This window comes from Diaphorobacter sp., from assembly GCF_050251835.1.
Lineage (GTDB): Bacteria > Pseudomonadota > Gammaproteobacteria > Burkholderiales > Burkholderiaceae_C > JBFXIE01.
On sequence record NZ_JBFWLZ010000005.1, the window covers coordinates 62653 to 87613 of the forward strand.

The window sequence follows — 24961 nt, forward strand, 5'->3', positions numbered from 1 at the left end:
GATTGCTTAGAATTTGTGTAATTTTAGTAAATACTGAAATTTCAGAATCAATGAAAAAACCTTGCGCCTCGTCGTCGTCCGGTTTCGATCGGCTTGCGCGCCGACCAATGGCGGGAACGGGGCGGCTGGTGCTGGCTTCGCTGCTTTGGCTACCCCAGGCGCTGCTGCTGGCGCTGGCGATTCAGGCCATCGCCGACGGGCGGGGCATGGCGCCGCTGTGGTCGTTGGCTGCTGGCGTGGCACTGCTGGGCGCGCTGCGTGCCTGGTGCGAGGCCAGCGGTGTGCGCAAGGCCCAGATGCAGGCCCGCTCCCTGCTGAGCGCGCTGCGTATCCAGGTGCTGCGCTCGCTGGCGGGCACCTCGCCGCTGGACCGCCGGCGCGCGGCTTCCGGTCAGGCGGCCAGCGCCATCGCCGAGCAGGCCGAGGCCATCGTGCCCTGGCTGTCGCGCTACCAGACCGCCATGTGGCGCGTGCGCATCGTGCCGCCACTGATCGCGCTGGCCGTTGCCAGCCAGAGCTGGGTTGCGGCGCTGATCCTGGTGCTCGCTGCGCCGTTGATTCCGCTGTTCATGGCCATCGTGGGCTGGCGCGCCAAGATGGCCAGTGAGGCGCAGATGGTGGAGCTGGGCGGCATGAATGCCTTTTTGCTCGACCGGTTGCGCGGTCTGTCCACGCTGCGTGCGCTGGACGCAATCGACGCCACGGCCCTGCGCCTGCGTGCCAACGCAGAATCATTGCGCGAGCGCAGCATGCGGGTGCTGCGCATCGCCTTTCTCTCGTCGGCGGTGCTGGAATTTTTCTCGGCCTTGGGCGTGGCGATGGTGGCCGTTTATGTGGGCTTCCATCTGCTCGGCCATCTGCCCTTCGGCAGTTGGGGGCAGACCCTGGTGCTGAGCCAGGCGTTGTTCGTACTGCTGCTGGCACCCAGCTTCTTCGAGCCGCTGCGAGAGGTGGCTGCCGTCTGGCATGACCGGGCCAGTGGTGAGGGCGCGCTGCAGTCGCTCGATGGCCTGGGACGCGACGCTCAGCCGCTGCCCGGGGCGCTCGCCGCACCGCGCCGAGCTGGTGGCCGAGCCTGCGCCTTGCGCCTGGAGCAGGTGCTACCCCAGGCGCCTGGTGGTGTCAACGCGCTGTCTCTCCTGAGCCTGAACGTGCGGCCTGGCGAGCATGTGGCGCTGTGGGGCCCCAGCGGCAGCGGCAAATCGCTGTTGCTGGCGCAGATCGCGGGCCTGCTGCCCATGGCAGGGCTGGGGCGCATCCATGTGGATGGCCAGTTGATCGATGCCGAATCGGCGGGCAGGCTGCGCGCAAGCATGGCCTGGATGGGGCAGAGCCCCCATGTATTTGCTGGCTCGGTTGCAAGCAACCTCGCGCTGGGCCGTCAGGGTCTGGCCTTCGGTGAGCTGCGTAAGGCCATGCGGCTTGCGGGGCTGGGCGCGGTGGCCCAGGCGCGTGCCGGCGCCACGCTGGGCGAGGGCGGCGCCGGCTTGTCGGGCGGCGAGATCGTGCGACTGGCGCTGGCACGCCTGGCCTTGGCACGCGATGCGGGCCTGCTGTTGGTTGACGAGCCCACGGCGCATCTGGATCCCGCCACGGCCGCCCAGGTCACCGATGCCCTGCTACATCTGGCGGGTGGGCGCACGCTGATCGTCGCCACCCATGATGCGGAGCTGGCTGCCGCCATGCATCGCGTGGTGGTGTTGACGCCCGATGCCGGGGCCTTTGCGCAGAACCGCCTGGCCGACATGACCAACGAGGAGTGCATCGCATGAAGCCCCGCTCCAGCCTGTTGGCGGTGTCCTCGACCCTGGCAAGCATGGCACCGCGTCGCCTGTGGCTGGGCGGCGCATTGCTGGCCTTGCTCACGGTGCTCATGGGCATGGCGCTGTTGGGTTTGTCGGGCTGGTTCATCACGGCCACGGCGCTGGCCGGACTGATGCCGGCCACGGCCCTGGTTTTTGATGTTTTCATGCCCTCGGCGGGAATTCGACTTTTGGCTTTGGGGCGCACGGGCACGCGCTATGCCGAGCGGCTGGTTACGCATGAAGCCACCCTGGCCGTGCTGGCCGCGCTGCGCGAGCGGCTGCTGCGCAGTTGGGCCACACCTGCCGCGGCGCGGAGCCTGCGGTTGCGCCCGGCGCGATTGCTGCAGCGGCTGACGGCCGATGTGGATGCGTTGGACAGCCTGTACCTGCGCCTGTTCGTGCCGCTGGTGGCGGCCGCTGGCGCCACGCTGATGGTGGTTCTTGCCCTGGGGTTCATGCGCTGGTGGCTGGGCCTGGCCTTGGCCGCCTGGCTGCTGGTCACGGGCTTTGGCAGCGCACTGTGGTTGGCGCGTGCCGCGCGCCGTCCTGCAGTGCGCCGTGCGTTGGCGCTGGAGTCGCTGCGAACCCGTACCGCCGATCTGGTGGCCGGGCAGACAGAGCTGGTGATGGCCGGCACCCTGGCCGCTCATTGCGAGCGCATCGCCGCGCTGGATGCACGCGTGGCTGATGCGGATCGCGTGCTCTATGGCCTGGAGGCCAGGGTGTCCTTCATCCAGGGCCTGTGTGCCGCACTGGCCCTGGCTGGCGTGCTGCTAGGGGTGGGCTGGCTGGCACAGTCCGGCCTGCTGGGCGCTCCCGTGGCTGCACTGGCTGTGCTGCTGGTGCTGACGGCTGTAGAGCCGTTTGCTGCAATGCGTCGCGGCGCTCTGGAGTCCGGCCGCAGCGGCTTGGCCGCGCGCCGGCTGGCCTCAGCTGTGTGCGGCTGGGACGACGCCGCCCAGATTTTGCAGGCCTCGCCGTGCGCCGGCGTGGCCGTGGAGCTGGAACAGGCTGTGGCACCCCATGGCGCCGGGCTGCCGCAGCGGCTGCGCATCCACGATGGCGAACGGGTGGCCCTGCTGGGCGCGAGCGGCGCGGGCAAGACCACGCTGCTGTCACTGATGGCGGGCGAGCTGCAGCCGCTGGGCGGCGCCGTGCGGGCGCAGCGCTGCACCTGGATGACGCAGCGCACAGAGCTGTTCGAGGACAGCCTGCGCGACAACCTCTTGCTGGCCAGCCCCGGCGCCGACGATGCGCGGCTGTGGGCGGCGCTGGAGGTCGCAGGCCTGGCGCCGGACGTGCGGGCCATGCCCCAGGCGTTGGATACACGCCTGGGAGAGGGCGGTCTGGGCCTGTCAGGCGGTCAGGCGCGGCGCCTGGCACTGGCGCGGTTGCTGCTGAGTCCGGCGCGCTGCTGGTTGTTGGACGAGCCCACTGAGGGGCTGGACGCGCAGACGGCTGCTGATCTGCTGGCGCGTCTGGAGGGCGCTGCGCAGGGGCATACCGTGGTTGTGGCTACCCACAAGCTTCGCGAGGCCCGACTGGCCGACCGCCTGCTGTGGGTGAGCGAGGGCGTGGTGGTGGCGGACGCACGGCGTGGCGCGCCAGCGTTCGATGAGGCACTAGGCCGTCTGCGGCAAGACGGCTGAGCATAGTTTGGCAGCAAGGAATTCATCCCAAGTAACTCGAGAGAAAGGATCTCACCATGGACTTCGACATCGTCGATTTATCGCGGCTGCAGTTCGCGGTAACGGCGCTCTACCACTTCCTTTTCGTTCCGTTGACCATCGGCCTGGCCGTGATCATCGCCATCATGGAGACCGTCTACGTGATGACGGGCCGCACCATCTGGCGCGACATGACGAAGTTCTGGGGCGCACTTTTCGGCATCAACTTCGCCATGGGTGTGGCCACCGGCATCGTGATGGAGTTCCAGTTCGGCATGAACTGGAGCTACTACAGCCACTATGTGGGCGACATCTTCGGCGCGCCGCTCGCCATCGAGGGGCTGATGGCTTTCTTTCTCGAAGCCACCTTTGTGGGATTGTTCTTCTTTGGCTGGGATCGCATGAGCAAGGTAGGGCACTTGGTGGCTACCTGGTGCGTGGCCCTGGGTTCGAACTTCTCGGCGCTGTGGATCCTGATCGCCAACGGCTGGATGCAGAACCCCGTGGGCGCGCAGTTCAACCCCCAGACCATGCGCATGGAGGTCACCGATTTCTTCGCCGTGCTGACCAACCCCGTGGCTCAGGCCAAGTTCGTGCACACGGTCTCGGCCGGCTATGTGACAGCGGCCATCTTCGTGCTGGGCATCTCGGCCTGGTACCTGCTCAAGGGCCGGCACATCCAACTGGCGCGCCGTTCCATGACAGTGGCTGCCTCGTTCGGCCTGGCCGCGGCACTGTCAGTGGTGGTGCTGGGTGATGAAAGCGGCTATCTGTCGTCGGAGCACCAGAAGATGAAGCTGGCCTCCATCGAGGCCATGTGGGACACCGAGCCTGCGCCGGCCGCCTTTACGGCCTTCGGGTTCCCCGACAAGGAGGCGCGCGAGACGCATTACGCCGTGCACATTCCCTGGGTCATGGGCCTGATCGGCACGCGTTCGCTGACCACCGAGATTCCGGGCATCAACGATTTGGTCAAGAAGACCGAGCAGTACGTGCGGGACGGCATCGTGGCCTATGACGCGCTGGAGACCATCCGTGCGGTGCGTGCACCGGATCAGGTACCGGCCGAGACCAGGGCGGCGTTCGAGGACAAGGGTGCCATGCTGGGCTACGCGCTGCTGCTCAAGCGCTATGTGGACGACCCGCGTCAGGCGACGGACGCGCAGATCCGGCAAGCTGCCTGGGACACGGTGCCGGCCGTGGGGCCGCTGTTCTGGAGCTTTCGCATCATGGTGGGGCTAGGCATGTTCTTCATCCTGCTCACGGCCGCGTTCTTCTGGCTGTCGGTGCGCCGCAGGCTGGATGCGCATCCCTGGATGCTCAAGCTGGCGGTATTCGCCATTCCACTGCCCTGGATTGCCGCCGAATGCGGCTGGATCGTAGCCGAGGTGGGCCGCCAGCCCTGGATCATCGAAGGCGTGCTGCCCACGGCGCTGGCCGTTTCCAACCTGGGGGCGGGCACGCTGCTGCTGACCATCGCCGGCTTCGTCGCCATTTACACCGTGCTTTTCGTCATCGAGATGAAGCTGCTGATCAAGGCGATACGCAAGGGGCCGCACGAGGAGAGTGAGCCGCACCTGACCACCTATTTTCCGTTGATGCAAAAGCTCGCCCGCGGGCAATGAGCTGGGGAGATTGACACCATGATTCTTCACGAACTGCTGAGTTACGACGTCCTTCGCCTTCTGTGGTGGGGACTGCTGGGCCTGCTGCTCATCGGCTTCGCCGTGACCGATGGCTTCGACCTGGGAGCGGCGGCCTTGCTGCCTCTGGTGGGCAAAACCGACGTGGAGCGACGCGTCGTCATCAACAGCGTAGGCCCCGTGTGGGAGGGCAACCAGGTCTGGCTCATCCTGGGCGGTGGTGCCATCTTCGCGGCCTGGCCACAGTTGTATGCCATCTCGTTCTCCGGTTTTTACCTGGCCATGTTCGCCGTGCTGGTAGCGCTGATCCTGCGCCCCGTGGCCTTTAAGTTCCGCAGCAAGCGCGAGGAACCCGCCTGGCGTGCGCGCTGGGATGCCGTGCTGTGCATGGCCGGCGTGGTGCCGGCGTTGATCTTCGGCGTGGCCGTGGGCAACGTACTGCAGGGCGTGCCCTTTCGCCTCGCGCCCGACATGCGCATCTACTACGAGGGTACGTTCTTCGGTCTGCTCAACCCGTTCGCGCTGCTGGCTGGCCTGGTCTCTCTGGCCATGTTGCTCATGCACGGCGCATCCTGGCTGGTGTTCAAGACCGAGGGCGAGGTGGCAGCCCGCGCGCGCCGTTTCGGCGTGATTGCCGCCATTGCAACCACGGTGCTGTTCGCGGTGGCAGGCGTGTGGCTGGCGACGTTCAACGGTTACCGCATCACCAGCGCGGTCGATCCCGTGGGGCCGTCCAACCCGCTGTTCAAGACGGCCGAAGTGCATGCGGGTGCCTGGTTTGCCAATTACCGGGCGCAGCCCGCGCTCTACCTGGTGCCGGCCCTGGGCCTGCTGCTGCCGCTCTTGGCGGCCCTGGGCATGCGGCTGCGCCGCGAGTGGCTGGCGCTGCTGTCCAGCGGTCTGGGCATCGCGGCCATCATCGCCAGCGTGGGCGCGTCCATGTTCCCGTTCATTCTGCCTTCGTCGCTGAACCCGCAGCACAGCCTCACGGTCTGGGATTCCTCGTCCAGCCATCTGACACTGTTCATCATGTTGGTGTGTGCACTGATCTTCGTGCCCATCATCCTGGCCTACACCAGCTGGGTTTACAGCGTGCTGCGCGGCAAGATCGATCCCATGGCCATCGTCGATGGCCGGGGCCACTCTTATTAATCCCCTGGCTCACGAAGCTGCAAGAAAGGAAACAAAACCATGTGGTATTTCGCCTGGTTGCTCGGCCTGCCGCTGGCGGCGGCCTTCGCGGTGCTCAACGCGATGTGGTACGAACTGATGGATGACGAGGCCACGCGCCGCGAATTGCTAGCACGCGAAAAGCCTGCCAAGCATTGAAACAAAAGCAGCTCCCTCGGGAGCTGTTCTTCTTTTCCGGGTGGACTGTGGTCAGTCGTCCGTTTCATCGGGTTGGGCGCGGCCCTTTGAACCTGTGACGCGGTTCTTGAGTTCGCGCCGCAGCGTCACGGCCATGCCCATTTCCATGAGCTGCATGTCGATTTCGTGCGACAGGTGCTGCAAGTCGTCGCGCCGGGTCATCAGCCGGTCGATTAGCCCGTACATGTCGCATATGCGCTGCTGGGCGTGGCGCTTTTGATGGCGCAGCTGTATCAGGCCGGCAGGCCTCATTCTTGAGCCCGATGCTGGTGGCGTTGTTGGCGCGAGAGAACTCCAATGTCTCCTTGATCTGGTCGGCGTTGAGCGGCTCTGCGGCCGGAGGCCGCAAGGCGTAGATCTGGCCTACGGCGCGGCTGATGTCCCGGCGGCTGCCCCGCTCTCCAAGAGTGCGAGACAAATGGCCGGTTCGCCGTGGGAAGAGTTTTTGAATTGCACCATGGCCTTGATTGGGCGCCGGGCACAGAAAGTGCCGACGTGGCTGTTGGCGCCGTGCATGAGTGTGATGAAAGGCGCACAATAATGACGTTGTTTTGTCTTTCCTCTCTTTCGCAGGCGTAGGCCCGGGGCTGCTGGCTTTGATGGTCAGCCCCTTGCTGGGCCTGAAAGCCTTCCCGATTGCCACCCATGTCCCACGTTAGCCGCAGTGCGTTGATCGACTGCACCAAGGGCTTGGCCTGCGCCGCCATCGTCTGGCACCACCTGGCGTTTTATGGTCCCATGTCTGACGTGGCGCGCCAGGTGATTCCCGGGGTGATCGACTGGCTGTACGAATACGCGCGCATGGCAGTGCAAGTGTTCCTGGTGCTGGGCGGTTATCTTGCGGCATCCAGTCTGGCGCCTCAAGGCAGTGCGCGCTTTGCAGACCCCGCGCAGCGCATCGCGCGGCGCTTTGTGCGCCTGGTGGTGCCTTATGCGGCGGCGCTGGTGTTGGCCATCGTGGTGCAGGCGGCGGTGCAGCCGTGGTTTGACCAGCCCTACGTGTCTGACCCGCCGGGCCTGGTGCAATTGCTGGCGCATGCGCTCTTGCTGCAGGGGGTGCTGGGCGAGGAATCGCTGTCGGCCGGTGTTTGGTATGTGGCGATCGACTTTCAGCTGTTTGCGCTGATGACGCTGGTGCTGGCGTGCGCATCCCGCGCTACGGCGATCCTGCGTGCGCGCGGCGGCGGGCCTGCGCAAGAGCCGCGCGGACCTTGGGGTGTGAGCTTTGCGCAGGCCCTGGTGGTGGCGGGCGTGGCAGCGTCGCTGCTGTACTTCAACCGCGACGCAGACTGGGACACCTGGGCCGTGTATTTCTTTGGCGCCTACGGTCTGGGCATGATGGCCTGGTGGGCCGTGCAGGCGCCCCGTGCGGCTGCCTGGGGTTGGGCGCTGCTGATGGCGGCGCTGGTGCTGACGGCGTTGGTGCTGGACTGGCGCCCGCGCATCGCGCTGGCCGGCACCACATCGCTGGCATTGGTGGCTGTCATGCGCCTTCCGGCAACGGCGCGCTGGCAAGGCTGGTCACCTTTGAGTCGGCTGGGGCAGATGTCTTACTCGGTGTTTTTGGCGCACTTTGCCGTGTGTGTGCTGGTCAATGCCGTGGAGAGCCATTTCTGGCCGCAGTCGGTGACGGCTGCGCTGGCGGGTATGGTGATCGCCTTCGGGCTGTCACTCTACGCGGGCCATGTGCTGTATGAGCACGTGGAGCGTCACGTGCCCAGCTGGAATCTTGCGCTACGCTGGCAAGCCGGGCTGGTGGGCGCGGGGCTGTTGACGACGACGTTGATGGCAGCGCTGGACTGAACAGAAAGCAATAAGAAAACAAGGCAGCCGCTGCGCGCCGCGTTACTGGTCGCGCTGCAGCAGCCGAGATGCTTCAGCGGTGCAACTCGCCCGCGTTTTCGGGTTGAAACTCGATGGCATCCACCCGTACCGTGACCTGTCCCGTGGGGCTGGGCATCTGAAACTCATCGCCCACACTCAGGCCCAGCAGGGCAATGCCCACGGGCGCGAACACCGACACCTTTTCGCCCGATCCGTCCATTTCTCTGGGGTACACCAACGTCAGCGTGTTGGACTTGCCGGATTCCAGCAGCGTGAAGCGCACGGTGGAATTCATGGTGACCACGTTGGGCGGCATGTCCTTGGGGTCGAACACGTCGGCGCGGTTCAGCTCTGCCTCCAGCGCCTCGCGTCCGGGGAAGGGTGCGGTTTGTTTGTCCAGCAGGGCTTCGATGCGATCCATGTCCAGGGACGACAGGATGATGTTGGGCTTGCTCTGCATGGTGTGACTTCCTCGTAAACGGTGGTGAAAACGCGGCCACTGTGCAGACGCGTTCTGACAGACAAAAGCCCGGGCAACGGGGTTGTCCGGGCCAAGGCTTGTTCTGTGGATTGCGCGCATCTTGATGCGCGAAGGGGTGCGATTGTGCGTCGGGATCGGCGTTTTGCCAAGCGATCACACACGCGCGCAGTGCGAATTGCTGCTGCGCTTGCCGTGTGCTGAAGAAAGGCGTAGCGCGTTGCGATCTGTCAAAAAGTGCCAGAATGACTGTTCATTCATACAGCTTGTGATGTGTCAGATCATGCAGTCATTCATGCACGACGAAGACCCTGGCGCGCAGCGGCCCGCTGCCGTGGTGCGGGTGCCTGTGCGCGCGCTCAAGGGGCGCGGCGCGGCCTCCCAGCCGTCCCACCGTTTCATGCGCAATGCGCGCGAGCCCTTCGATGATGGCTGGGGTGCGCAGGCAGTTGAACCAAGTGGCAGTGTGGACGGTCGGGATGACCAGGGTGATGCGGCCGCAACTTCCTTGCCAACCCAGGTGATCCTTGAAGACGCGCGCAGCGCACTGTGCAGCAACGACTCGCCCGATATCTTTTTCGAGCAGTCGGTAAACCCCTATCGCGGCTGCGAGCATGGTTGCATCTACTGCTACGCGCGGCCCACGCACAGCTACCTCAACCTCTCGCCGGGGCTGGACTTCGAGACGCGCATCATCGCCAGGCGCAACATTGCCGACGTATTGCGCACCGAGCTGGCGCGTGCCAGCCACAGGCCGTCGGTGGTCAACATCGGCTCGGCCACCGACTGCTACCAGCCCGTGGAGCGCGAGCTGCGCCTGACCCGTGCGCTGATCGAGGTGATGCACGATGCGCGCCACCCGTTTTCGCTGATTACCAAGAGCAGCGGCGTGGAGCGCGACCTGGACTTGCTGGCCCCGCTGGCGCACAGCCGCCTGGCCGCGGCCTACGTGACCATCACCACGCTGGACGCGCGGCTGGCGCGTGTGCTGGAGCCGCGCGCCGCCGCGCCGCACCGGCGCCTGCGCACCATACGCGCGCTGGCCGATGCCGGCGTGCCCGTGGGCGTGAGTGTGGCGCCGCAGATTCCCTTCATCACCGAAGATATGGAGCAGGTGCTGGCCGCCGCGCGCGATGCGGGCGCTACCTCGGCCTTCTACACGGTGATCCGTCTGCCGTGGGAGCTGGACGCGCTGATGCTCGAATGGCTGCAGCTGCACTATCCGCAGCGCGCCGCGCGCGTCATGGCGCGCATCCAGGATCTGCACGGCATCGACCCAGCCGCGCGTGCAGCCGGCAAGAGCTACGACAGCCACCACGCCACCCGCATGAAAGGCACCGGCCTGTGGGCCGACCTGCTGCGCCAGCGCTTTGAGAAAACCTGCGCGCGCCTGGGCCTGAACCGCCAGCGCACCGAGCTTGACTTGTCGCAGTACCGCCCGGCGCTGGCGCGGGGGCAAGGCGTGCTGTTTTGAGCTTACGCCCCAGGCACGCCCAACTGCCGCGCGTGGTGGCGCAGGTGGTCGTCGATGAAGCTCTGGATGAAGTAGTAGCCGTGGTCGTAGCCCGCGTGGCGGCGCAGCGTGAGCGGCTGGCCCGCTGATGCGCAGGCAGCCTCGAACAGGTGCGGGTGCAACTGGTCGGGCAGGAATTTGTCTGCAAGCCCCTGGTCGATCAGGATGCCACCCGGGTAGGGTGCGGCGGGGTAGTTTTCGATCAGCACGGTGGCGTCGTGCTCGCCCCAGCTCAAGCGGTCGGCGCCCAGATAGCCAGTGAAGGCTTTTTCACCCCAGGGGCATTGCGTGGGCGCGCAGATGGGTGCCAGCGCCGACAGGCTTTTGAAACGGCCCGGGTAGCGCAGTGCCAGCGTGAGCGCGCCATGCCCGCCCATGCTGTGGCCGAAGATGCCCAGCCGGGCGGCGTCAATTGGCAGCGCGCTGGTGACCAGCGGCAACAACTCCTGAAGCAGATAGCTTTCCATGCGCCAGTGCGTGGACCAGGGCGCCTGCGTGGCGTCCAGGTAAAAGCCCGCGCCCACGCCAAAGTCCCAGGCGTCGGCTTCGCCTGCCACACCTGCGCCGCGCGGGCTGGTGTCGGGGGTAATGAGTGCCATGCCTAGCTCTGCTGCCAGACGCTGCGCGCCGGCCTTGGTGGGGAAGGTCTCTTCAGTGCACGTCAGGCCCGCCAGGTAAAGCAGTGCGGGTACGCGTTCGCCGACATGTGCGCTGTCCAGCGCCCGGGGCGGCAGATACACGGCAAAGCGCATTGGCAGGCCGACGGTGCGCGATGCGTGGCGGTAAAAGCGCTGCTCGCCGCCAAAGCAGGCATGGGCGGAGAGCAGTTCCAGGGATTTGGGCATAGGTTGGGTTGCTTCTGTATTGATAGCTGTAAGCGCTTGTCAAATAAGCGCTAGAGCCAAAAAATGCTACTGCTTCAATCCGCGTAGCGCACCACCGAACGGATCGACTTGCCTTCGTGCATCAGGTCGAACGCCTGGTTGATGTCGGTCAGGCCCATGGTGTGGGTGACAAACGGCGCCAGCTGGATCTTGCCGGCCATCGCGTCTTCGACCATGCCGGGCAGCTCGCTGCGGCCCTTGACGCCGCCAAAGGCCGTGCCCAGCCACTTGCGGCCGGTGACCAGCTGAAAGGGGCGGGTGCTGATCTCCTGCCCCGCACCGGCCACGCCAATGATGACGCTCTGGCCCCAACCGCGGTGTGCGCATTCCAGCGCGGCACGCATCACATTGACGTTGCCGATGCACTCGAAGCTGTGGTCCACGCCCCATCCGGTCATCTCGACGATGACTTGCTGGATTGGCTTGTCGTAGTCCTTGGGGTTGATGCAGTCCGTGGCGCCGAAGGTGCGCGCCAGGTCGAACTTGGACGGATTGGTGTCGATGGCGATGATCCGGCCGGCATTCGCCAGCTGGGCACCCTGGATCACCGCCAGCCCGATGCCGCCCAGTCCGAAGACGGCTACTGAGTCGCCCGGTTGCACCTTGGCGGTGTTCTTCACCGCGCCCAGGCCGGTGGTCACGCCGCAGCCCAGCAGGCAGACTTGCTCGGGATTGGCGTCGGGGTTGACCTTGGCCAGCGACACCTCGGCCACCACGGTGTATTCGCTGAAGGTGGAGCAGCCCATGTAGTGATAAATGGGCTGACCGTTGTATGAAAAGCGCGTGGTGCCATCTGGCATCACGCCCTTGCCCTGCGTGGCGCGTACGGCCACGCACAGGTTGGTCTTGCCGCTCTTGCAAAACAGACATTCGCCGCATTCGGCGGTGTACAGCGGAATGACGTGGTCGCCCGGCTTGACGCTGGTCACGCCTTCGCCCACTTCGACCACGATGCCCGCGCCCTCATGGCCCAGCACGGCAGGGAAGATGCCCTCGGGGTCGTCGCCGCTGAGCGTGAAGGCGTCTGTGTGGCAGACGCCGGTGTGCGTGATCTTGACCAGCACTTCGCCCTTTTGGGGCGGCGCGACGTCGATCTCGACGATTTGCAGGGGTTCACCAGCTTTGAAGGCTACGGCGGCGCGGGATTTCATGGGAGGACTCCTGGGGCTGACTGAAAGAGGGGCAGGTTATTTCAGATACGAGCGCAGCAGGGACAGGGTTTCATCGACCGCCTGAGGCGAGGGCGCGGGCTGCTGCGCCAGCGTTTCGCGGATATGGCTGTCGAGCAGGTCGGCCATTAGCCCATGCACGGCGCCGCGCAGGGCAGCAAGCTGCTGCAGAAGGGGCGCGCAGTCGCTGCCCGCTTCTACGGCGCGTTCCAGGGCCTCGGCCTGGCCGCGGATACGGCGTAGCCGCGTGATGGCGCGTTGCTTGTCCTCGGCGCTGTGTGGCATGGTGCTGGCGGTTGTCGTAAAGCCTGAAACAATGCAGTTTTCTCGTACTATGGGTGAGTATAAAAGAAATATGACGATCTGGTATGCGTTAACAAGGTGTTTTTCATTATTACTGGGTAGGGGTATAAGCCATGAAGGCGGCCGTGCAAGCCGATTTCAAGCGCATTCGGCAGTCTGAGCCTGCGCTTGCGCGGCCCAGTGGCAGAGACAAAAAAGCCCGCAGGCAACCAGTGCGTGCGGGCTTTGGGAAGCGGTTGCCTGCGGGCAGGCAACGCGCCTATCAGCGGTTGTTGAGGTCGGGTACGTCGCGGCGTTCGGAACCTGTGAACAACTGGCGTGGACGGCCAATCTTGTATTCGGGATCGCTGATCATCTCGTTGAGCTGGGCAATCCAGCCGACGGTGCGGGCCAGCGCGAAAATGCCGGTGAACAGGTTGACCGGGATGCCGATGGCGCGCTGCACGATGCCGGAGTAGAAGTCCACATTCGGGTAGAGCTTGCGCTGCACGAAGTAGTCGTCTTCCAGGGCAATCTTCTCGAGCTGCTTGGCCAGGGCGAACAGCGGGTCTTTTTCCAGACCCAGCTCGGCCAGCACTTCGTTGCAAGTCTCTTGCATGAGCTTGGCGCGGGGGTCGTAGTTCTTGTACACGCGGTGGCCAAAACCCATCAGCTTGACGCCGGAGTTCTTGTCCTTGACCTGCTCCATGAACTCGCCCACCTTGGCCACGCCGCCGTTGCGCTGGATGTCTTCCAGCATGTTCAGGCAGGCTTCGTTGGCGCCGCCGTGGGCAGGGCCCCACAGGCAGGCCACGCCAGCGGAGATGGCAGCGAAGGGGTTGGTGCCCGACGAGCCGCACAGGCGCACGGTGGAGGTGGAGGCGTTTTGCTCGTGGTCTGCGTGCAGGATGAAGATGCGATCCATCGCGCGCTCGATCACGGGGTTGACCTTGTAGTCCTCGCACGGCGTGCCGAACATCATGCGCAGGAAGTTACCTGCATACGAGAGGTCGTTGCGCGGGTACATGTAGGGCTCACCCTTGCCGTACTTGTAGGCCATGGCCACCAGCGTGGGCATCTTGGCAATCAGCCGGATGGCAGCGATGTCGCGGTGCTGGGGGTTATTGATGTCGGTGCTGTCGTGATAGAAGGCCGACATTGCGCCCACCAGGCCCGTCAGCACGGCCATGGGGTGTGCGTCACGGCAGAAACCGCGCAGGAAGAACTGCATCTGCTCGTGCACCATGGTGTGCTGCAGCACCAGCTTGTGGAAATCATCGCGCTGCGTGGCGCCAGGCAGTTCGCCCTTGAGCAGCAGGTAGCAGGTGTCGAGGTAGTCGCACTTTTCGGCCAGTTGCTCGATGGGGTAGCCGCGGTACAGCAGCTCGCCCTTGTCGCCGTCGATGTAGGTAATGGACGACTGGCAGGAGGCCGTGGACAGGAAACCGGGGTCGTAGGTGAACATGCCGGTCTGCGCGTACAGCTTGCGGATGTCCACCACATCTGGGCCGATGCTGCCCTGGTACACGGGAAGCTCCACGCTGGGGCTGCCGTTGCTGAACGAGAGCGTCGCTTTGTTGTCTGCCAGTTTCATTTCCAGTTTCCTTTTGTAGTTTGCCTTGCACAAGGCCGGGTGCTATGCACGTTGGCGCAGCTGTTTCAGCACGTCCTTGACTTCGTCGGTGTCGATCTCGCCCGCTGGCTCCGTGCGGCGCAGCAGCAGGTCCAGCAGGTCGTTATCCGACAAGTCCATCAATGCCGTGAGTCCTCGCGCCTGACGAGCGGTCAGGCGCGAGCCGTGGGTCGTAAAGAACCGCTCGATGAACAGGTCATTCTCGACCAGTCCGCGGCGGGAACGCCACCGCAAAATGGCTACTTCGCGTTCGTCCAGCAGTACTTCGTCGGCCATGGTTCTCAGATGGCGCGGCGTGCCATCAATTCCTTGATCTTGCCAATGGCGCGCGTAGGGTTCAGGTGCTTGGGACACACGTCCACGCAGTTCATGATGGTGTGGCAGCGGAACAGGCGGTAGGGATCCTCCAGGTTGTCCAGACGCTCGCCGGTGGCCGTGTCGCGGCTGTCCGCGATGAAGCGGTAGGCCTGCAGCAGGCCCGCAGGGCCCACAAACTTGTCTGGGTTCCACCAGAACGATGGGCAACTGGTGGAGCAGCTGGCGCACAAGATGCATTCATACAGGCCGTTGAGCTCTTCACGCTCTTCAGGCGACTGCAGGCGCTCCTTGCTGGGCGAGGCGTAGATGTCGCTTTGCAGGTAGGGCTTGATCGAGTTGTACTGCTGGAAGAACTGTGTCATGTCCACGATCAGGTCGCGGATCACGGGCAAGCCGGGCAGGGGCTTCAAGACGATGTCGCCCGTGAGGGTCTTCATGTTCGTCAGGCAGGCCAGGCCGTTCTTGCCGTTGATGTTCATCGCGTCAGAGCCGCACACCCCTTCGCGGCAGGAGCGGCGAAACGAGATGGAAGGATCCATCTGCTTGAGTTTGACCAGGGCATCCAGCAGCATGCGCTCGTGGCCGTCAAGCTCCAGCTCGACGGTCTGCATGTACGGCTTGGCGTCCTTGTCCGGGTCGTAACGGTAGATTTTGAAAGTACGCTTCATGGGGATGTTCTTTCGTGGGCGTCGGGGTTAGAACGTGCGAACCTTGGGCGGCACGCTGTCCACGGTCAGGGGCTTGAGGTTGACGGGCTTGTAGGTCAGGCTGTTGCCTTCGCTGTGCCACATCGTGTGCTTGAGCCAGTCTTTGTCGTTGCGGCCCAGCGGGAACTCGGGGTGGTCGGCGGGGTGCTCGTAGTCATAGACAGTGTGCGCACCGCGGCATTCCTTGCGGGCCGCTGCGGAGGTCATCGTGGCCTGGGCCACTTCGATCAGGTTGTCCACTTCCAGCGCTTCCATGCGGGCCGTGTTCCAGACCTTGGACTTGTCCTTGAGCGTCACAGCGCCCACGCGTTCGCGGATGGCGTTGATCTTGACCACACCTTCGTCCATGCCCTTTTGCGTGCGGAACACACCAGCATGCTGTTGCATCGAGTTGCGGATGTCGCCTGCGATGTCCTGGGCGTAAATGCCTTCCTTGGACTCTTGCAGCTGGTTGAGTCGCGTCAGGGTGCGGTCAGAGCCGTCGGCAGGCACGGCATGGTGGTCGCCAAAGCGCTTGACGAATTCCACGATGTGCTTGCCAGCGGCCTTGCCGAACACCAGCAGATCCAGCAGCGAATTGGTGCCCAGGCGGTTGGCGCCGTGCACCGACACGCAGGAGCATTCGCCCACGGCATAGAGACCGTTGACCACCTTGTTTTGCACACCGTCGTGCACCACCACCTGGCCGTTGATGTTGGTGGGAATGCCACCCATCTGGTAGTGAATGGTGGGCACCACGGGGATAGGCTCCTTGGTGATGTCCACGTTGGCGAAGTTGTGGCCAATTTCCTCCACCGAGGGCAGGCGCTTGCGGATGGTGTCGGCGCCCAGGTGGTCGAGCTTCATCAGGATGTAGTCCTTGTTGGGACCGCAGCCGCGACCTTCCTTGATTTCCTGGTCCATGGAGCGGGACACGAAGTCGCGCGGCGCGAGATCCTTCAGCGTGGGAGCGTAGCGCTCCATGAAGCGTTCACCATTGCTGTTGAGCAAGATCGCGCCTTCGCCACGGCAACCCTCGGTCAGCAGCACGCCAGCGCCGGCCACGCCGGTGGGGTGGAACTGCCAGAATTCCATGTCCTGCAGCGGGATGCCGGCACGTGCCGCCATGCCCAGGCCGTCACCGGTGTTGATGAAGGCGTTGGTAGATGCAGCAAAGATGCGGCCTGCACCGCCGGTGGCCAGCAGCACGGCCTTGGCATGCAGTTCGTACAGGTCGCCGGTTTCCAGCTCCAGTGCAGTCACGCCCACCACGTCGCCCTGGGTGTTGCGGATCAGATCCAGCGCCATCCATTCGACGAAGAAGTTGGTCTTCGACTTGACGTTCTGCTGGTACAACGTGTGCAGCATGGCGTGGCCGGTTCGGTCGGCCGCGGCGCAGGCGCGTTGCACGGGCTTTTCGCCATAGTTGGCGGTGTGACCACCAAACGGGCGCTGGTAGATGGTGCCATCAGGGTTGCGGTCGAACGGCATGCCGAAGTGTTCCAACTCGATCACCACATTGGGTGCTTCGCGGCACATGAACTCAATGGCGTCCTGGTCACCCAGCCAGTCGGAGCCCTTGATGGTGTCGTAGAAGTGGTAGTGCCAGTTGTCCTCGGACATGTTGCCCAGCGACGCGGACACGCCGCCCTGCGCTGCCACGGTGTGCGAGCGGGTGGGGAAGACCTTGGACAGGCAGGCCACGTTCAGGCCAGCGCGGGACAGTTCCAGCGAGGCGCGCATGCCGGAGCCGCCGGCACCGACTATGACCACGTCAAACTTGCGCTTGGTGAGATTGGCTTTGGTGTAGCTCATTGTTTTCTTTCAATCGGGGGAGTCAGAGACGCCACAGAACCTGGAAGCCCCAGCCGGCGCAAGCCACCAGCCAGACGATGGTGAAGACCTGGAGAACCAGGCGCAGACCTGCGGCCTTGACGTAGTCCATCCAGATGTCGCGCACGCCAACCCAGACGTGCCAGATCAGGGCCACGATGACGGCGAACGTCAGCAGCTTCATCCATTGGGCAGCAAAAATGCCGGCCCACAGGTCGTAGCCGACAGAGCCTTTGCTGAAAATGACCTGTACCAGGACGGCCAGGGTGAAGAGGGCCATCAAAACCGCGGTGACGCGCTGAACCAGCCAGTCGCGCACACCGTAATGGGCACCGACGACGGTGCGTTTGGAGCCGTAATTCACAGACATGGGTGTTCCTTATTCTTGCTAAAGAGGCATGTGCGCAGAGCGCGGATCAATACAGGCCGAAGAGCTTGGCGCCCAAGATCAAGGTCAGGCCGATGCTGACCACGAGCGTCACGATGGCAGAACTCTTGCCGAACTCCTTGCTGACAGCGGAGTGGCTCACGTCCATCCAGACATGGCGCAGGCCGGCAATGAGGTGGTGCAGGTAAGCCCAGATCAGGGCCAAAACCACCAGCTTGACCAGCCACCCCGGCACGAAACCCAGGCCGGCAGAGAAGGCGGCAGTGAATGTGCCAAAGGAGATTTCAGAGGACACCGAGGCGTCAAACATCCAGATCACAAAGGGCAGCAGCAGGAACATGATCATGCCGCTTGCTCGATGCAGGATGGACACCCAGCCGGCTACGGGCAAGCGGTAGGTCCTCACGTCGTTGAAGATGTTGATGTTGCGGTACTCAGGCCGTTTCTTGGCAAGCTCAGTCATGGCAGGTGTGCTTTCGTGGATGTAACTGCGTTGTAATTGCGCGGGTTCAGGTAACGCAAAATTCTATTGCAATGCAACAGGGAGTACCTGTGGGGACTGCGTATTTTCTTGATGTGCGGCGGGTTGTGCGGCGTGTCAGCTCAGTTCGTTGTGGTAATGGTGGGTGTCTGTTCGATACAGGCCGCGGCGTAACTCCATCGGAACATCGTTGTAGGTGTAAGCCAGACGTTCCACGCTGAGCAGGGGAGTGCCGGGCGGCACGTTGAGCCAGTGCGCCTGGGTTTCGTCGGGCAGTATGGCACGTATTTTTTCCTCGGCCCGCACCATGCGTACGCCGAAATCCAGCTCGAACATCGCGTAAGTGGGACCTTGGTATTGGGCCATCTGATCGGCCGTCAGCCCCTTGAATGCATGACCGGGCAGCCAGATGTCTTCCAGGATGGTGGGTACGCCCGCAAAAGAAAGAATGCGTTTGGTCTGGATCACGGGATCGCCGGCGCGTAGTGCGAGGATGCGGGCGATCTCGGCGCTGGCGCGGGTGCGGCGGCATTCCAAAATGGTGCGCTGCGCGGGTCCTTCGACTCGCGCATCTCCCGTGTCCGGCAGCAGTTTCAGGAAGCGGTACTGCACCTGATGCTCAGCGTGGGTGGCCACAAAGGTGCCCTTGCCTTGGCGGCGGGTGACCAGATTTTCTGCGGCCAGTTCGTCAATGGCCTTGCGCACGGTGCCCTGGCTTACGCGAAAGCGGGCTGCCAGATCGGTTTCGCTCGGAATGGCTTCTCCTGGCTTCCATTCGCCGTGTTGCAGGCTGTGCAGGATGAGTCCTTTGATTTGCTGGTACAGCGGACTGAATGCCGGTGTGGCGGCGCCCGCGCCCGTGCTTGGTACGAACGTGCCTTCGGTGTTTGACGGGGTAGCAAGCGGCATGTTGGTGCAGGGCGGGCGAGCCCGCATTCAGGAAGGTGATATCAGATCATATCTTATATAAGACACAAGACAAATTGACCCTGCGCCTGAAACGGCGGTACACTTTGCGCCTGTTTTGCGGGGCACGGGCTGCTGACTGGCGCTGGTGCAACCTTGCACCAACACCTTTCTTTCTGTCATATCAATCCTGGAGCTTTTTCATGAGCAAGAAACCCGTTCGCGTCGCCGTTACAGGCGCTGCAGGCCAAATCGGTTACGCACTGCTGTTTCGCATCGCCTCCGGCGAAATGCTGGGCAAGGATCAGCCCGTCATCTTGCAACTGCTCGAGATTCCCGACGAAAAAGCCCAGAACGCGCTCAAGGGCGTGATCATGGAGCTGGAGGACTGCGCCTTCCCGCTGCTGGCTGGCATCGAAGCGCACAGCAACCCCGAAGAAGCCTTCAAGGACACCGACTACGCGCTACTGGTCGGTGCCCGTCCGCGTGGCCCCGGCATGGAGCGCGCCGACCTGTTGGCCGCCAATGCTGCCATCTTCACCGTGCAAGGCAAGGCGCTGAACAAGGTGGCTAGCCGTAACGTGAAGGTGCTGGTCGTTGGCAACCCCGCCAACACCAACGCCTACATCGCCATGAAGTCGGCCCCCGATCTGCCGGCCAAGAACTTCACCGCCATGCTGCGCCTGGATCACAATCGCGCAGCTTCGCAGTTGGCTACCAAGGGTGGCTTCAAAGTCGGCGATATCAAGAAGTTGACGGTGTGGGGCAATCACTCGCCCACCATGTACGCTGATTACCGTTTCGCCACTGTGGACGGCAAGTCGGTCAAGGATGCCATCAACGACCAGGTCTGGAACAAGGATGTGTTCCTGCCCACCGTGGGCAAGCGCGGCGCGGCCATCATCGCTGCGCGTGGCCTGTCGTCCGCAGCGTCGGCAGCCAATGCTGCCATCGACCACATGCGCGACTGGGCCCTGGGCTCCAACGGCGAGTGGGTGACGATGGGAGTGCCTTCCAATGGCGAGTACGGCATCCCAGCGGGCATTGTGTTCGGCTTTCCGGTGACCACTGAAAACGGCGAATACAAAATCGTCGAAGGTCTGGAAATCGATGCATTCTCGCAAGAATGCATCGACAAGACTTTGGCGGAACTGCAGGGCGAGCAGGACGGCGTCAAGCACCTGCTGTAATCCATGCACGCTCGGAACCATGCGCCGTTGCAGTGTCTCCTTGGCGAGCGGACTGGCGGCGCGGGTTTTTCAGTCCGGTTCCCTGCTGCCACCCCCGTTTCCCGGCGCAGCGTCGGCGCGGGGTGCGCCATCGGGCGATCCGTGGGTGATGTGATGCTGGTACCGAACGTCATCTCGGATAGGCTTCCAGCTGTTCTCGGCTTTGTGCCTGCCGGGTTACGCGCCGGTTTCATTCATGCCTGCCTGCGTTGCGCAAGCCGGTTTTGGTTGGCACAGCAGGATGTCCGCAACCTGGCGGGCTTTGCCCCGGCCTTCTTTTTCGCGCAGCGTGCCCCATGACAACGTCCGCAGCACATCCTGCCCAAGTCCTGCTAGGCGCCCAGGCGGGCGCTCACGGCATTCCCGTGTGCGATCACTACAGTGGCGTGGAAGTGCGCATGCGCAAAAGCCTGCAGTTGCAGCAGCAGATGCAGCTCGAATTTGGGCATTGCGTGTTTGACGTAACTCTGGATTGCGAGGACGGCGCTCCGGTGGGGCAAGAGCGCGAGCACGCCATGCTGGTGGCCCAACTGGCCCGGGATGCGGCGCCGGGAGCGCGCGTGGCGGCACGTGTGCACACGGTGGATCACCCCGCTTTTCAGCAGGACATGACCATCATCGCGGGCGAGGCGGGCCTTCGCCTGTGCCACATCATGCTGCCCAAGGTGGAGACGGTGGATGACGTTCTGGCGGCTGAGCGTGCGCTGGACGCTGCCGGCGCCAACCATTTGCCGCTGCACGCACTCATCGAGTCACCGGCGGCAGTGCACCGTGCCTTTGATATTGCGGCGCACCCGCGGATCCAGAGTCTCAGTTTCGGGTTGATGGACTTTGTGTCGGCCCATGGCGGCGCCATTCCCGCCACAGGCATGACATCGGATGGGCAGTTTCAGCACCCGCTGGTCGTGCGAGCCAAACTAGAGATTGCCGCCGCCTGCCATGCCCACGGCAAGGTGCCGTCGCATTGCGTGGTCACCGAGTTCAGCGACGCAGCCGTGCTGCAGGCCGCAGCGGGCCGCGCAGCCCGTGAATACGGTTACACGCGCATGTGGAGCATTCACCCGGCGCAGATCCGCCCGATCCTCGCGGCCTTTGCGCCCGAGCAGTCCGAGATCGCACGTGCCGCCCGTATCATTTGCGCCGCCATGGAAGCTGACTGGGCCCCTATCAGCGAAGATGGCGTATTGCACGATCGAGCCAGTTACCGCTACTTCTGGCAGGTGCTTGATCGTGCGCACCAGACCGGCCGCGCGCTCCCCCCCGAGGCGCAGGCCTGGTTTGCACAACCACAGGCCGAGGCATGACACGGGTATCCTTGCTGCCAAACCGCCCGTTTTAAATCCCACCCCCCGCAGGAGTCCCCATGAAGACCCTCATCGCTTCCGCGCTCATAGCCCTGATTCCCGCATTGGCCGCCGCGCAGACGGCATCGCAATCGCCTGCCAAGCCTGCAGTCAAGGCGCAGAGTCAGAAGGCCACCGCCAACAAGACCGCCGCCGCCAAGCCGGCCGCCAAGTCCACGAAGGCAGCCCCAGACAAGTCGGCGACCGTGGTGGCCAAGGCAGCACCCACCAGCAGCCGCACCCGCTTGCACAGTGGTGCCATGCAGGTGGCGGCTGGCATCAGTGCGGCCGAAATTGCGCTCACCCCCCAGGAGCTGGCGATTGCCGAGTCTGTCTATACCGGCCGCATGGCCTGCGAACTCGGCGCCTTTGTCGAGGTGGAGGCTGATCCGCAGTCGCCTGGCCGTTTCTTCGTGCATGGCAAGGGCTTTCGCTATCACATGGCTCCCGTCGTGGCAGCCACCAGCGCCGTGCGTCTGGAAGACCAGAAGGCCGGTGCAGTCTGGATTCAAATTGCCAACAAGTCCATGCTCATGAATCACAAATTGGGCCAGCGCATAGCTGACGAGTGCATGGGTCCGCAGCAGGTGGTAGTGGCTGCGGCCATCAAGAAAAACCCGCCACCCAGCTTGCTGGACAGTCCTGTCACCCGCTAACCCGCTCTCGCCCCCCTGGCCCGGGCTTTGCCATGCGTGCGTTTGGCGTGCGCATGCCAGGCCGGGTTTTTGTTGTCCCACTTTGAAAACCAAGACCATTCCGGAGAAAAAAGACATGTTGAAAGCCTATCGCGACCATGTGGCCGAGCGCGCCGCCCTGGGCATTCCCCCCCTGCCTTTGGAGGCCAGGCAGGTGGCCGAGCTGATTGAGCTGATCAAGAACCCGCCCGCTGGCGAGGCCGAATTCCTGCTCGACTTGCTGACGCACCGCGTGCCGCCGGGTGTGGACGACGCGGCCAAGGTAAAGGCTTCTTTCCTCGCGGCCGTGGCGCATGGCGACATCCAGGTTGGCCTGATCTCCAAGGCCAAGGCCACCGAACTGCTGGGCACCATGGTGGGTGGCTACAACGTGCATCCCTTGATCGAGTTGCTCGACGACGCTGAAGTCGCTGGCGTGGCTGCTGAAGCGCTGAAGAAGACGTTGCTGATGTTCGACTTCTTCAACGACGTCGCCACCAAAGCAAAGGCGGGTAACGCCAAGGCCCAGGAAGTGATGAAGAGCTGGGCCGATGCCGAGTGGTTCACCAGCCGCCCTGAAGTCGAGAAGAAAATTACCGTCACCGTGTTCAAGGTGCCTGGCGAAACCAATACCGACGACCTGTCCCCCGCTCCCGACGCCTGGAGCCGCCCCGACATCCCGCTGCATTACCTGGCGATGCTGAAGAACACGCGTCCTGACGCAGCCTTCAAGCCCGAGGAAGACGGCAAGCGTGGCCCGATGCAGTTCATCGAAGACCTGAAGAAGAAGGGCAACCTCGTGGCCTATGTGGGCGACGTGGTGGGTACCGGTTCTTCGCGCAAGTCGGCTACCAACAGCGTGATCTGGGCCACCGGTCAGGACATTCCTTTCGTGCCGAACAAGCGTTTCGGCGGCGTGACGCTGGGCGGCAAGATTGCCCCCATCTTCTTCAACACACAGGAAGACTCCGGTTCGCTGCCGATCGAAGTGGACGTGTCCAGGCTGGAAATGGGGGACGTGATCGACGTGCTGCCCTACGACGGCAAGATCGTCAAGAACGGCGAAACCGTGGCCGAATTTGCGCTCAAGAGCGACGTGCTGCTGGACGAAGTGCGCGCTGGTGGCCGTATCAACCTGATCATTGGCCGGTCGCTCACCGCCAAGGCGCGTGAATTCCTGGGCCTGCCCGCTTCCACCGTGTTCCGCCTGCCCACAGCGCCCGCCGAGTCCAAGGCCGGTTTCACGCTGGCGCAGAAGATGGTCGGCCGTGCCGTGGGTCTGCCGGAAGGCCAGGGCGTACGTCCCGGCACATACTGCGAACCCAAGATGACCACCGTGGGTTCTCAAGACACCACCGGCCCCATGACCCGTGACGAGCTGAAAGACCTGGCTTGCCTGGGCTTCTCGGCTGACCTGGTGATGCAATCGTTCTGCCACACCGCGGCTTATCCCAAGCCCGTGGACGTGAAGACCCACCGCGAGCTGCCTGCCTTCATCAGCAACCGTGGCGGTGTGGCCCTGCGCCCAGGTGACGGCGTGATCCACAGCTGGCTCAACCGCCTGCTGCTGCCCGACACCGTGGGCACCGGCGGCGACTCGCACACCCGCTTCCCGATCGGCATCTCCTTCCCGGCTGGCTCCGGCCTGGTGGCCTTCGGCGCCGCCACGGGCGTGATGCCTCTGGACATGCCCGAGTCGGTGCTGGTGCGTTTCAAGGGCGAAATGCAGCCCGGCGTGACGCTGCGCGACCTGGTGCACGCCATTCCGCTGTATGCCATCAAGGCGGGCCTGCTGACCGTGGCCAAGGCCGGCAAGAAGAACATCTTCTCGGGCAAGATTCTTGAAATCGAAGGTCTGCCTGATCTGAAGGTGGAGCAGGCGTTCGAGCTGTCGGATGCCTCGGCCGAGCGCTCGGCTGCTGGCTGCACGATCAAGCTCAACAAGGAGCCGATCATCGAGTACCTGAAGTCGAACATCGTGCTGATGAAGAACATGATCGCCGACGGCTACCAGGATGCGAAGACCTTGCAGCGCCGCATCGAGAAGGTGGAAGCCTGGCTGGCCAAGCCGGATCTGCTGGAGGCCGACAAGGACGCTGAATACGCCGCTGTGATCGAGATCGACCTGGCCGACATCAAGGAGCCCATCGTTTGCTGCCCCAACGACCCGGACGATGCCAAGTTCCTGTCCGAAGTGGCCGGCACCAAGATCGACGAGGCCTTCATTGGCTCGTGCATGACCAACATCGGGCACTTCCGCGCAGCGGCCAAGCTGCTGGGTGGTCAGCGCGACATTCCCGTCAAGCTGTGGGTGGCCCCGCCGACCAAGATGGATCAGAACGAGCTGATCAAGGAAGGGCATTACGCGGCTTTCGGCACGGCTGGTGCCCGTACCGAAATGCCCGGCTGCTCGCTGTGCATGGGTAACCAGGCGCAGGTGCGTGAGGGTGCGACGGTCATCTCCACCTCCACCCGCAACTTCCCCAACCGCCTGGGCAAGAACACCAACGTGTTCCTGGGCTCGGCTGAGCTGGCCGCCATTGCCTCGCGCCTGGGCAAGCTGCCGACCAAGGAAGAGTACCTGCAGGAGATGGGCGTGATCGATGCCGACAAGGCCAGCGTCTATCGCTACATGAACTTCGACCAGATCGAAGAATACGCAGACGTGGCCAAGGGCGTTGCCGCCTGATGCTCTGATGCCCTGTTTGGGCTTGCCTGCTGGAAGCCCACCAAGCCAGCAACCCCGCCCGGTACGAACCTGGCGGGGTTCTTTTTGTGCAGTGTTTTACTGACCGATAGATGCTTGCGCCCGGCTTTCGCGGGTTGTTTGGGCCGAG

23 protein-coding genes are annotated in these 24961 nt (G+C 63.8%); 11 read left to right on the forward strand and 12 right to left on the reverse strand.

All coding sequences use genetic code 11. The annotated features are described in order from the left end of the window. Positions 1-107: 107 nt before the first annotated feature. Genes cydD through cydX form a run of 5 tightly spaced genes read left to right on the forward strand, consistent with a single transcriptional unit; the run spans position 108 to position 6444 of the window. Complete coding sequence (cydD, locus tag AB7E35_RS03215) at positions 108-1772, forward strand: thiol reductant ABC exporter subunit CydD (RefSeq protein ID WP_428162863.1); 1665 nt, start codon at positions 108-110, stop codon at positions 1770-1772. Continuing rightward, positions 1769-3454 carry an amino acid ABC transporter ATP-binding/permease protein gene (locus AB7E35_RS03220; RefSeq protein ID WP_428162862.1) on the forward strand — a complete coding sequence of 562 codons (1686 nt, stop codon included), beginning with the start codon at positions 1769-1771 and terminating at the stop codon, positions 3452-3454. Before cydD ends, AB7E35_RS03220 begins: the two co-directional genes overlap by 4 nt. Positions 3455-3510: 56 nt before the next feature. Beyond that, a complete protein-coding gene (locus tag AB7E35_RS03225) occupies positions 3511-5097 on the forward strand; it encodes a cytochrome ubiquinol oxidase subunit I (protein ID WP_428162861.1) in 1587 nt (528 codons plus the stop codon). An 18-nt stretch (positions 5098-5115) separates the two neighbouring features. Continuing rightward, positions 5116-6267 carry a cytochrome d ubiquinol oxidase subunit II gene (gene cydB / locus AB7E35_RS03230; RefSeq protein WP_428162860.1) on the forward strand — a complete coding sequence of 384 codons (1152 nt, stop codon included), beginning with the start codon at positions 5116-5118 and terminating at the stop codon, positions 6265-6267. Between the two features lie 39 nt (positions 6268-6306). Beyond that, the gene (cydX, locus tag AB7E35_RS03235; protein ID WP_428162859.1) at positions 6307-6444 is read left to right on the forward strand and encodes a cytochrome bd-I oxidase subunit CydX; all 138 of its coding nucleotides are present in this window, start codon (positions 6307-6309) and stop codon (positions 6442-6444) included. A 51-nt stretch (positions 6445-6495) separates the two neighbouring features. Here cydX and AB7E35_RS03240 read toward each other — a convergent pair whose 3' ends face one another. Next, positions 6496-6669: a hypothetical protein gene (locus AB7E35_RS03240; protein WP_428162858.1), complete on the reverse strand. Its 174-nt coding sequence runs from the start codon at positions 6667-6669 to the stop codon at positions 6496-6498. 459 nt (positions 6670-7128) lie between these two features. Here AB7E35_RS03240 and AB7E35_RS03245 point away from each other — a divergent pair, with 459 nt between their 5' ends. Beyond that, positions 7129-8286: an acyltransferase family protein gene (locus AB7E35_RS03245; RefSeq protein WP_428162857.1), complete on the forward strand. Its 1158-nt coding sequence runs from the start codon at positions 7129-7131 to the stop codon at positions 8284-8286. A 73-nt stretch (positions 8287-8359) separates the two neighbouring features. On the opposite strand, the gene rnk is transcribed toward AB7E35_RS03245, so the two are convergent. Further along, a complete protein-coding gene (gene rnk / locus AB7E35_RS03250) occupies positions 8360-8767 on the reverse strand; it encodes a nucleoside diphosphate kinase regulator (protein ID WP_428162856.1) in 408 nt (135 codons plus the stop codon). A gap of 313 nt (positions 8768-9080) precedes the next feature. Between rnk and AB7E35_RS03255 the strand changes: the two genes are divergently transcribed. Then, a complete protein-coding gene (locus AB7E35_RS03255) occupies positions 9081-10259 on the forward strand; it encodes a PA0069 family radical SAM protein (protein WP_428162855.1) in 1179 nt (392 codons plus the stop codon). 2 nt (positions 10260-10261) lie between these two features. Here the strand turns inward: AB7E35_RS03255 and fghA are convergent, their stop codons facing one another. The 10 genes from fghA to AB7E35_RS03305 all read right to left on the reverse strand — a co-directional run bounded on the left by fghA (position 10262) and on the right by AB7E35_RS03305 (position 18881). Continuing rightward, positions 10262-11143, reverse strand: a complete 882-nt coding sequence (gene fghA, locus AB7E35_RS03260; RefSeq protein WP_428167062.1) for an S-formylglutathione hydrolase — start codon at positions 11141-11143, stop codon at positions 10262-10264. A gap of 74 nt (positions 11144-11217) precedes the next feature. Beyond that, complete coding sequence (locus AB7E35_RS03265) at positions 11218-12333, reverse strand: S-(hydroxymethyl)glutathione dehydrogenase/class III alcohol dehydrogenase (protein ID WP_428162853.1); 1116 nt, start codon at positions 12331-12333, stop codon at positions 11218-11220. 36 nt (positions 12334-12369) lie between these two features. Next, positions 12370-12636: a metal/formaldehyde-sensitive transcriptional repressor gene (locus AB7E35_RS03270; RefSeq protein ID WP_428162852.1), complete on the reverse strand. Its 267-nt coding sequence runs from the start codon at positions 12634-12636 to the stop codon at positions 12370-12372. A gap of 280 nt (positions 12637-12916) precedes the next feature. Continuing rightward, positions 12917-14227, reverse strand: coding sequence for a citrate synthase (locus AB7E35_RS03275; RefSeq protein ID WP_428162851.1), 1311 nt, complete (start codon positions 14225-14227; stop codon positions 12917-12919). 42 nt (positions 14228-14269) lie between these two features. Next, a complete protein-coding gene (locus tag AB7E35_RS03280; protein WP_428162850.1) occupies positions 14270-14542 on the reverse strand; it encodes a succinate dehydrogenase assembly factor 2 in 273 nt (90 codons plus the stop codon). Positions 14543-14547: 5 nt separating this feature from the next. Then, positions 14548-15252, reverse strand: coding sequence for a succinate dehydrogenase iron-sulfur subunit (locus tag AB7E35_RS03285; RefSeq protein WP_428162849.1), 705 nt, complete (start codon positions 15250-15252; stop codon positions 14548-14550). A gap of 27 nt (positions 15253-15279) precedes the next feature. Continuing rightward, a complete protein-coding gene (gene sdhA, locus AB7E35_RS03290; protein WP_428167063.1) occupies positions 15280-17085 on the reverse strand; it encodes a succinate dehydrogenase flavoprotein subunit in 1806 nt (601 codons plus the stop codon). A 22-nt stretch (positions 17086-17107) separates the two neighbouring features. Continuing rightward, the gene (gene sdhD / locus AB7E35_RS03295) at positions 17108-17473 is read right to left on the reverse strand and encodes a succinate dehydrogenase, hydrophobic membrane anchor protein (protein WP_428167064.1); all 366 of its coding nucleotides are present in this window, start codon (positions 17471-17473) and stop codon (positions 17108-17110) included. A gap of 46 nt (positions 17474-17519) precedes the next feature. Continuing rightward, on the reverse strand, positions 17520-17954 hold the full coding sequence (gene sdhC / locus AB7E35_RS03300; RefSeq protein ID WP_428167065.1) for a succinate dehydrogenase, cytochrome b556 subunit: 435 nt from the start codon (positions 17952-17954) through the stop codon (positions 17520-17522). A gap of 135 nt (positions 17955-18089) precedes the next feature. Then, positions 18090-18881 (reverse strand): GntR family transcriptional regulator, encoded by a 792-nt coding sequence (locus AB7E35_RS03305; protein ID WP_428162845.1) that lies wholly within the window; start codon positions 18879-18881, stop codon positions 18090-18092. A 200-nt stretch (positions 18882-19081) separates the two neighbouring features. Here AB7E35_RS03305 and AB7E35_RS03310 point away from each other — a divergent pair, with 200 nt between their 5' ends. The 4 genes from AB7E35_RS03310 to acnB all read left to right on the forward strand — a co-directional run bounded on the left by AB7E35_RS03310 (position 19082) and on the right by acnB (position 24813). Continuing rightward, positions 19082-20068, forward strand: coding sequence for a malate dehydrogenase (locus AB7E35_RS03310; RefSeq protein WP_428162844.1), 987 nt, complete (start codon positions 19082-19084; stop codon positions 20066-20068). 335 nt (positions 20069-20403) lie between these two features. Beyond that, a complete protein-coding gene (locus AB7E35_RS03315) occupies positions 20404-21411 on the forward strand; it encodes an HpcH/HpaI aldolase/citrate lyase family protein (RefSeq protein WP_428167066.1) in 1008 nt (335 codons plus the stop codon). A gap of 59 nt (positions 21412-21470) precedes the next feature. Further along, positions 21471-22106 carry a hypothetical protein gene (locus AB7E35_RS03320; protein WP_428162842.1) on the forward strand — a complete coding sequence of 212 codons (636 nt, stop codon included), beginning with the start codon at positions 21471-21473 and terminating at the stop codon, positions 22104-22106. Positions 22107-22221: 115 nt separating this feature from the next. Further along, positions 22222-24813, forward strand: a complete 2592-nt coding sequence (gene acnB, locus AB7E35_RS03325) for a bifunctional aconitate hydratase 2/2-methylisocitrate dehydratase (RefSeq protein WP_428162841.1) — start codon at positions 22222-22224, stop codon at positions 24811-24813. Positions 24814-24961 lie beyond the last annotated feature (148 nt).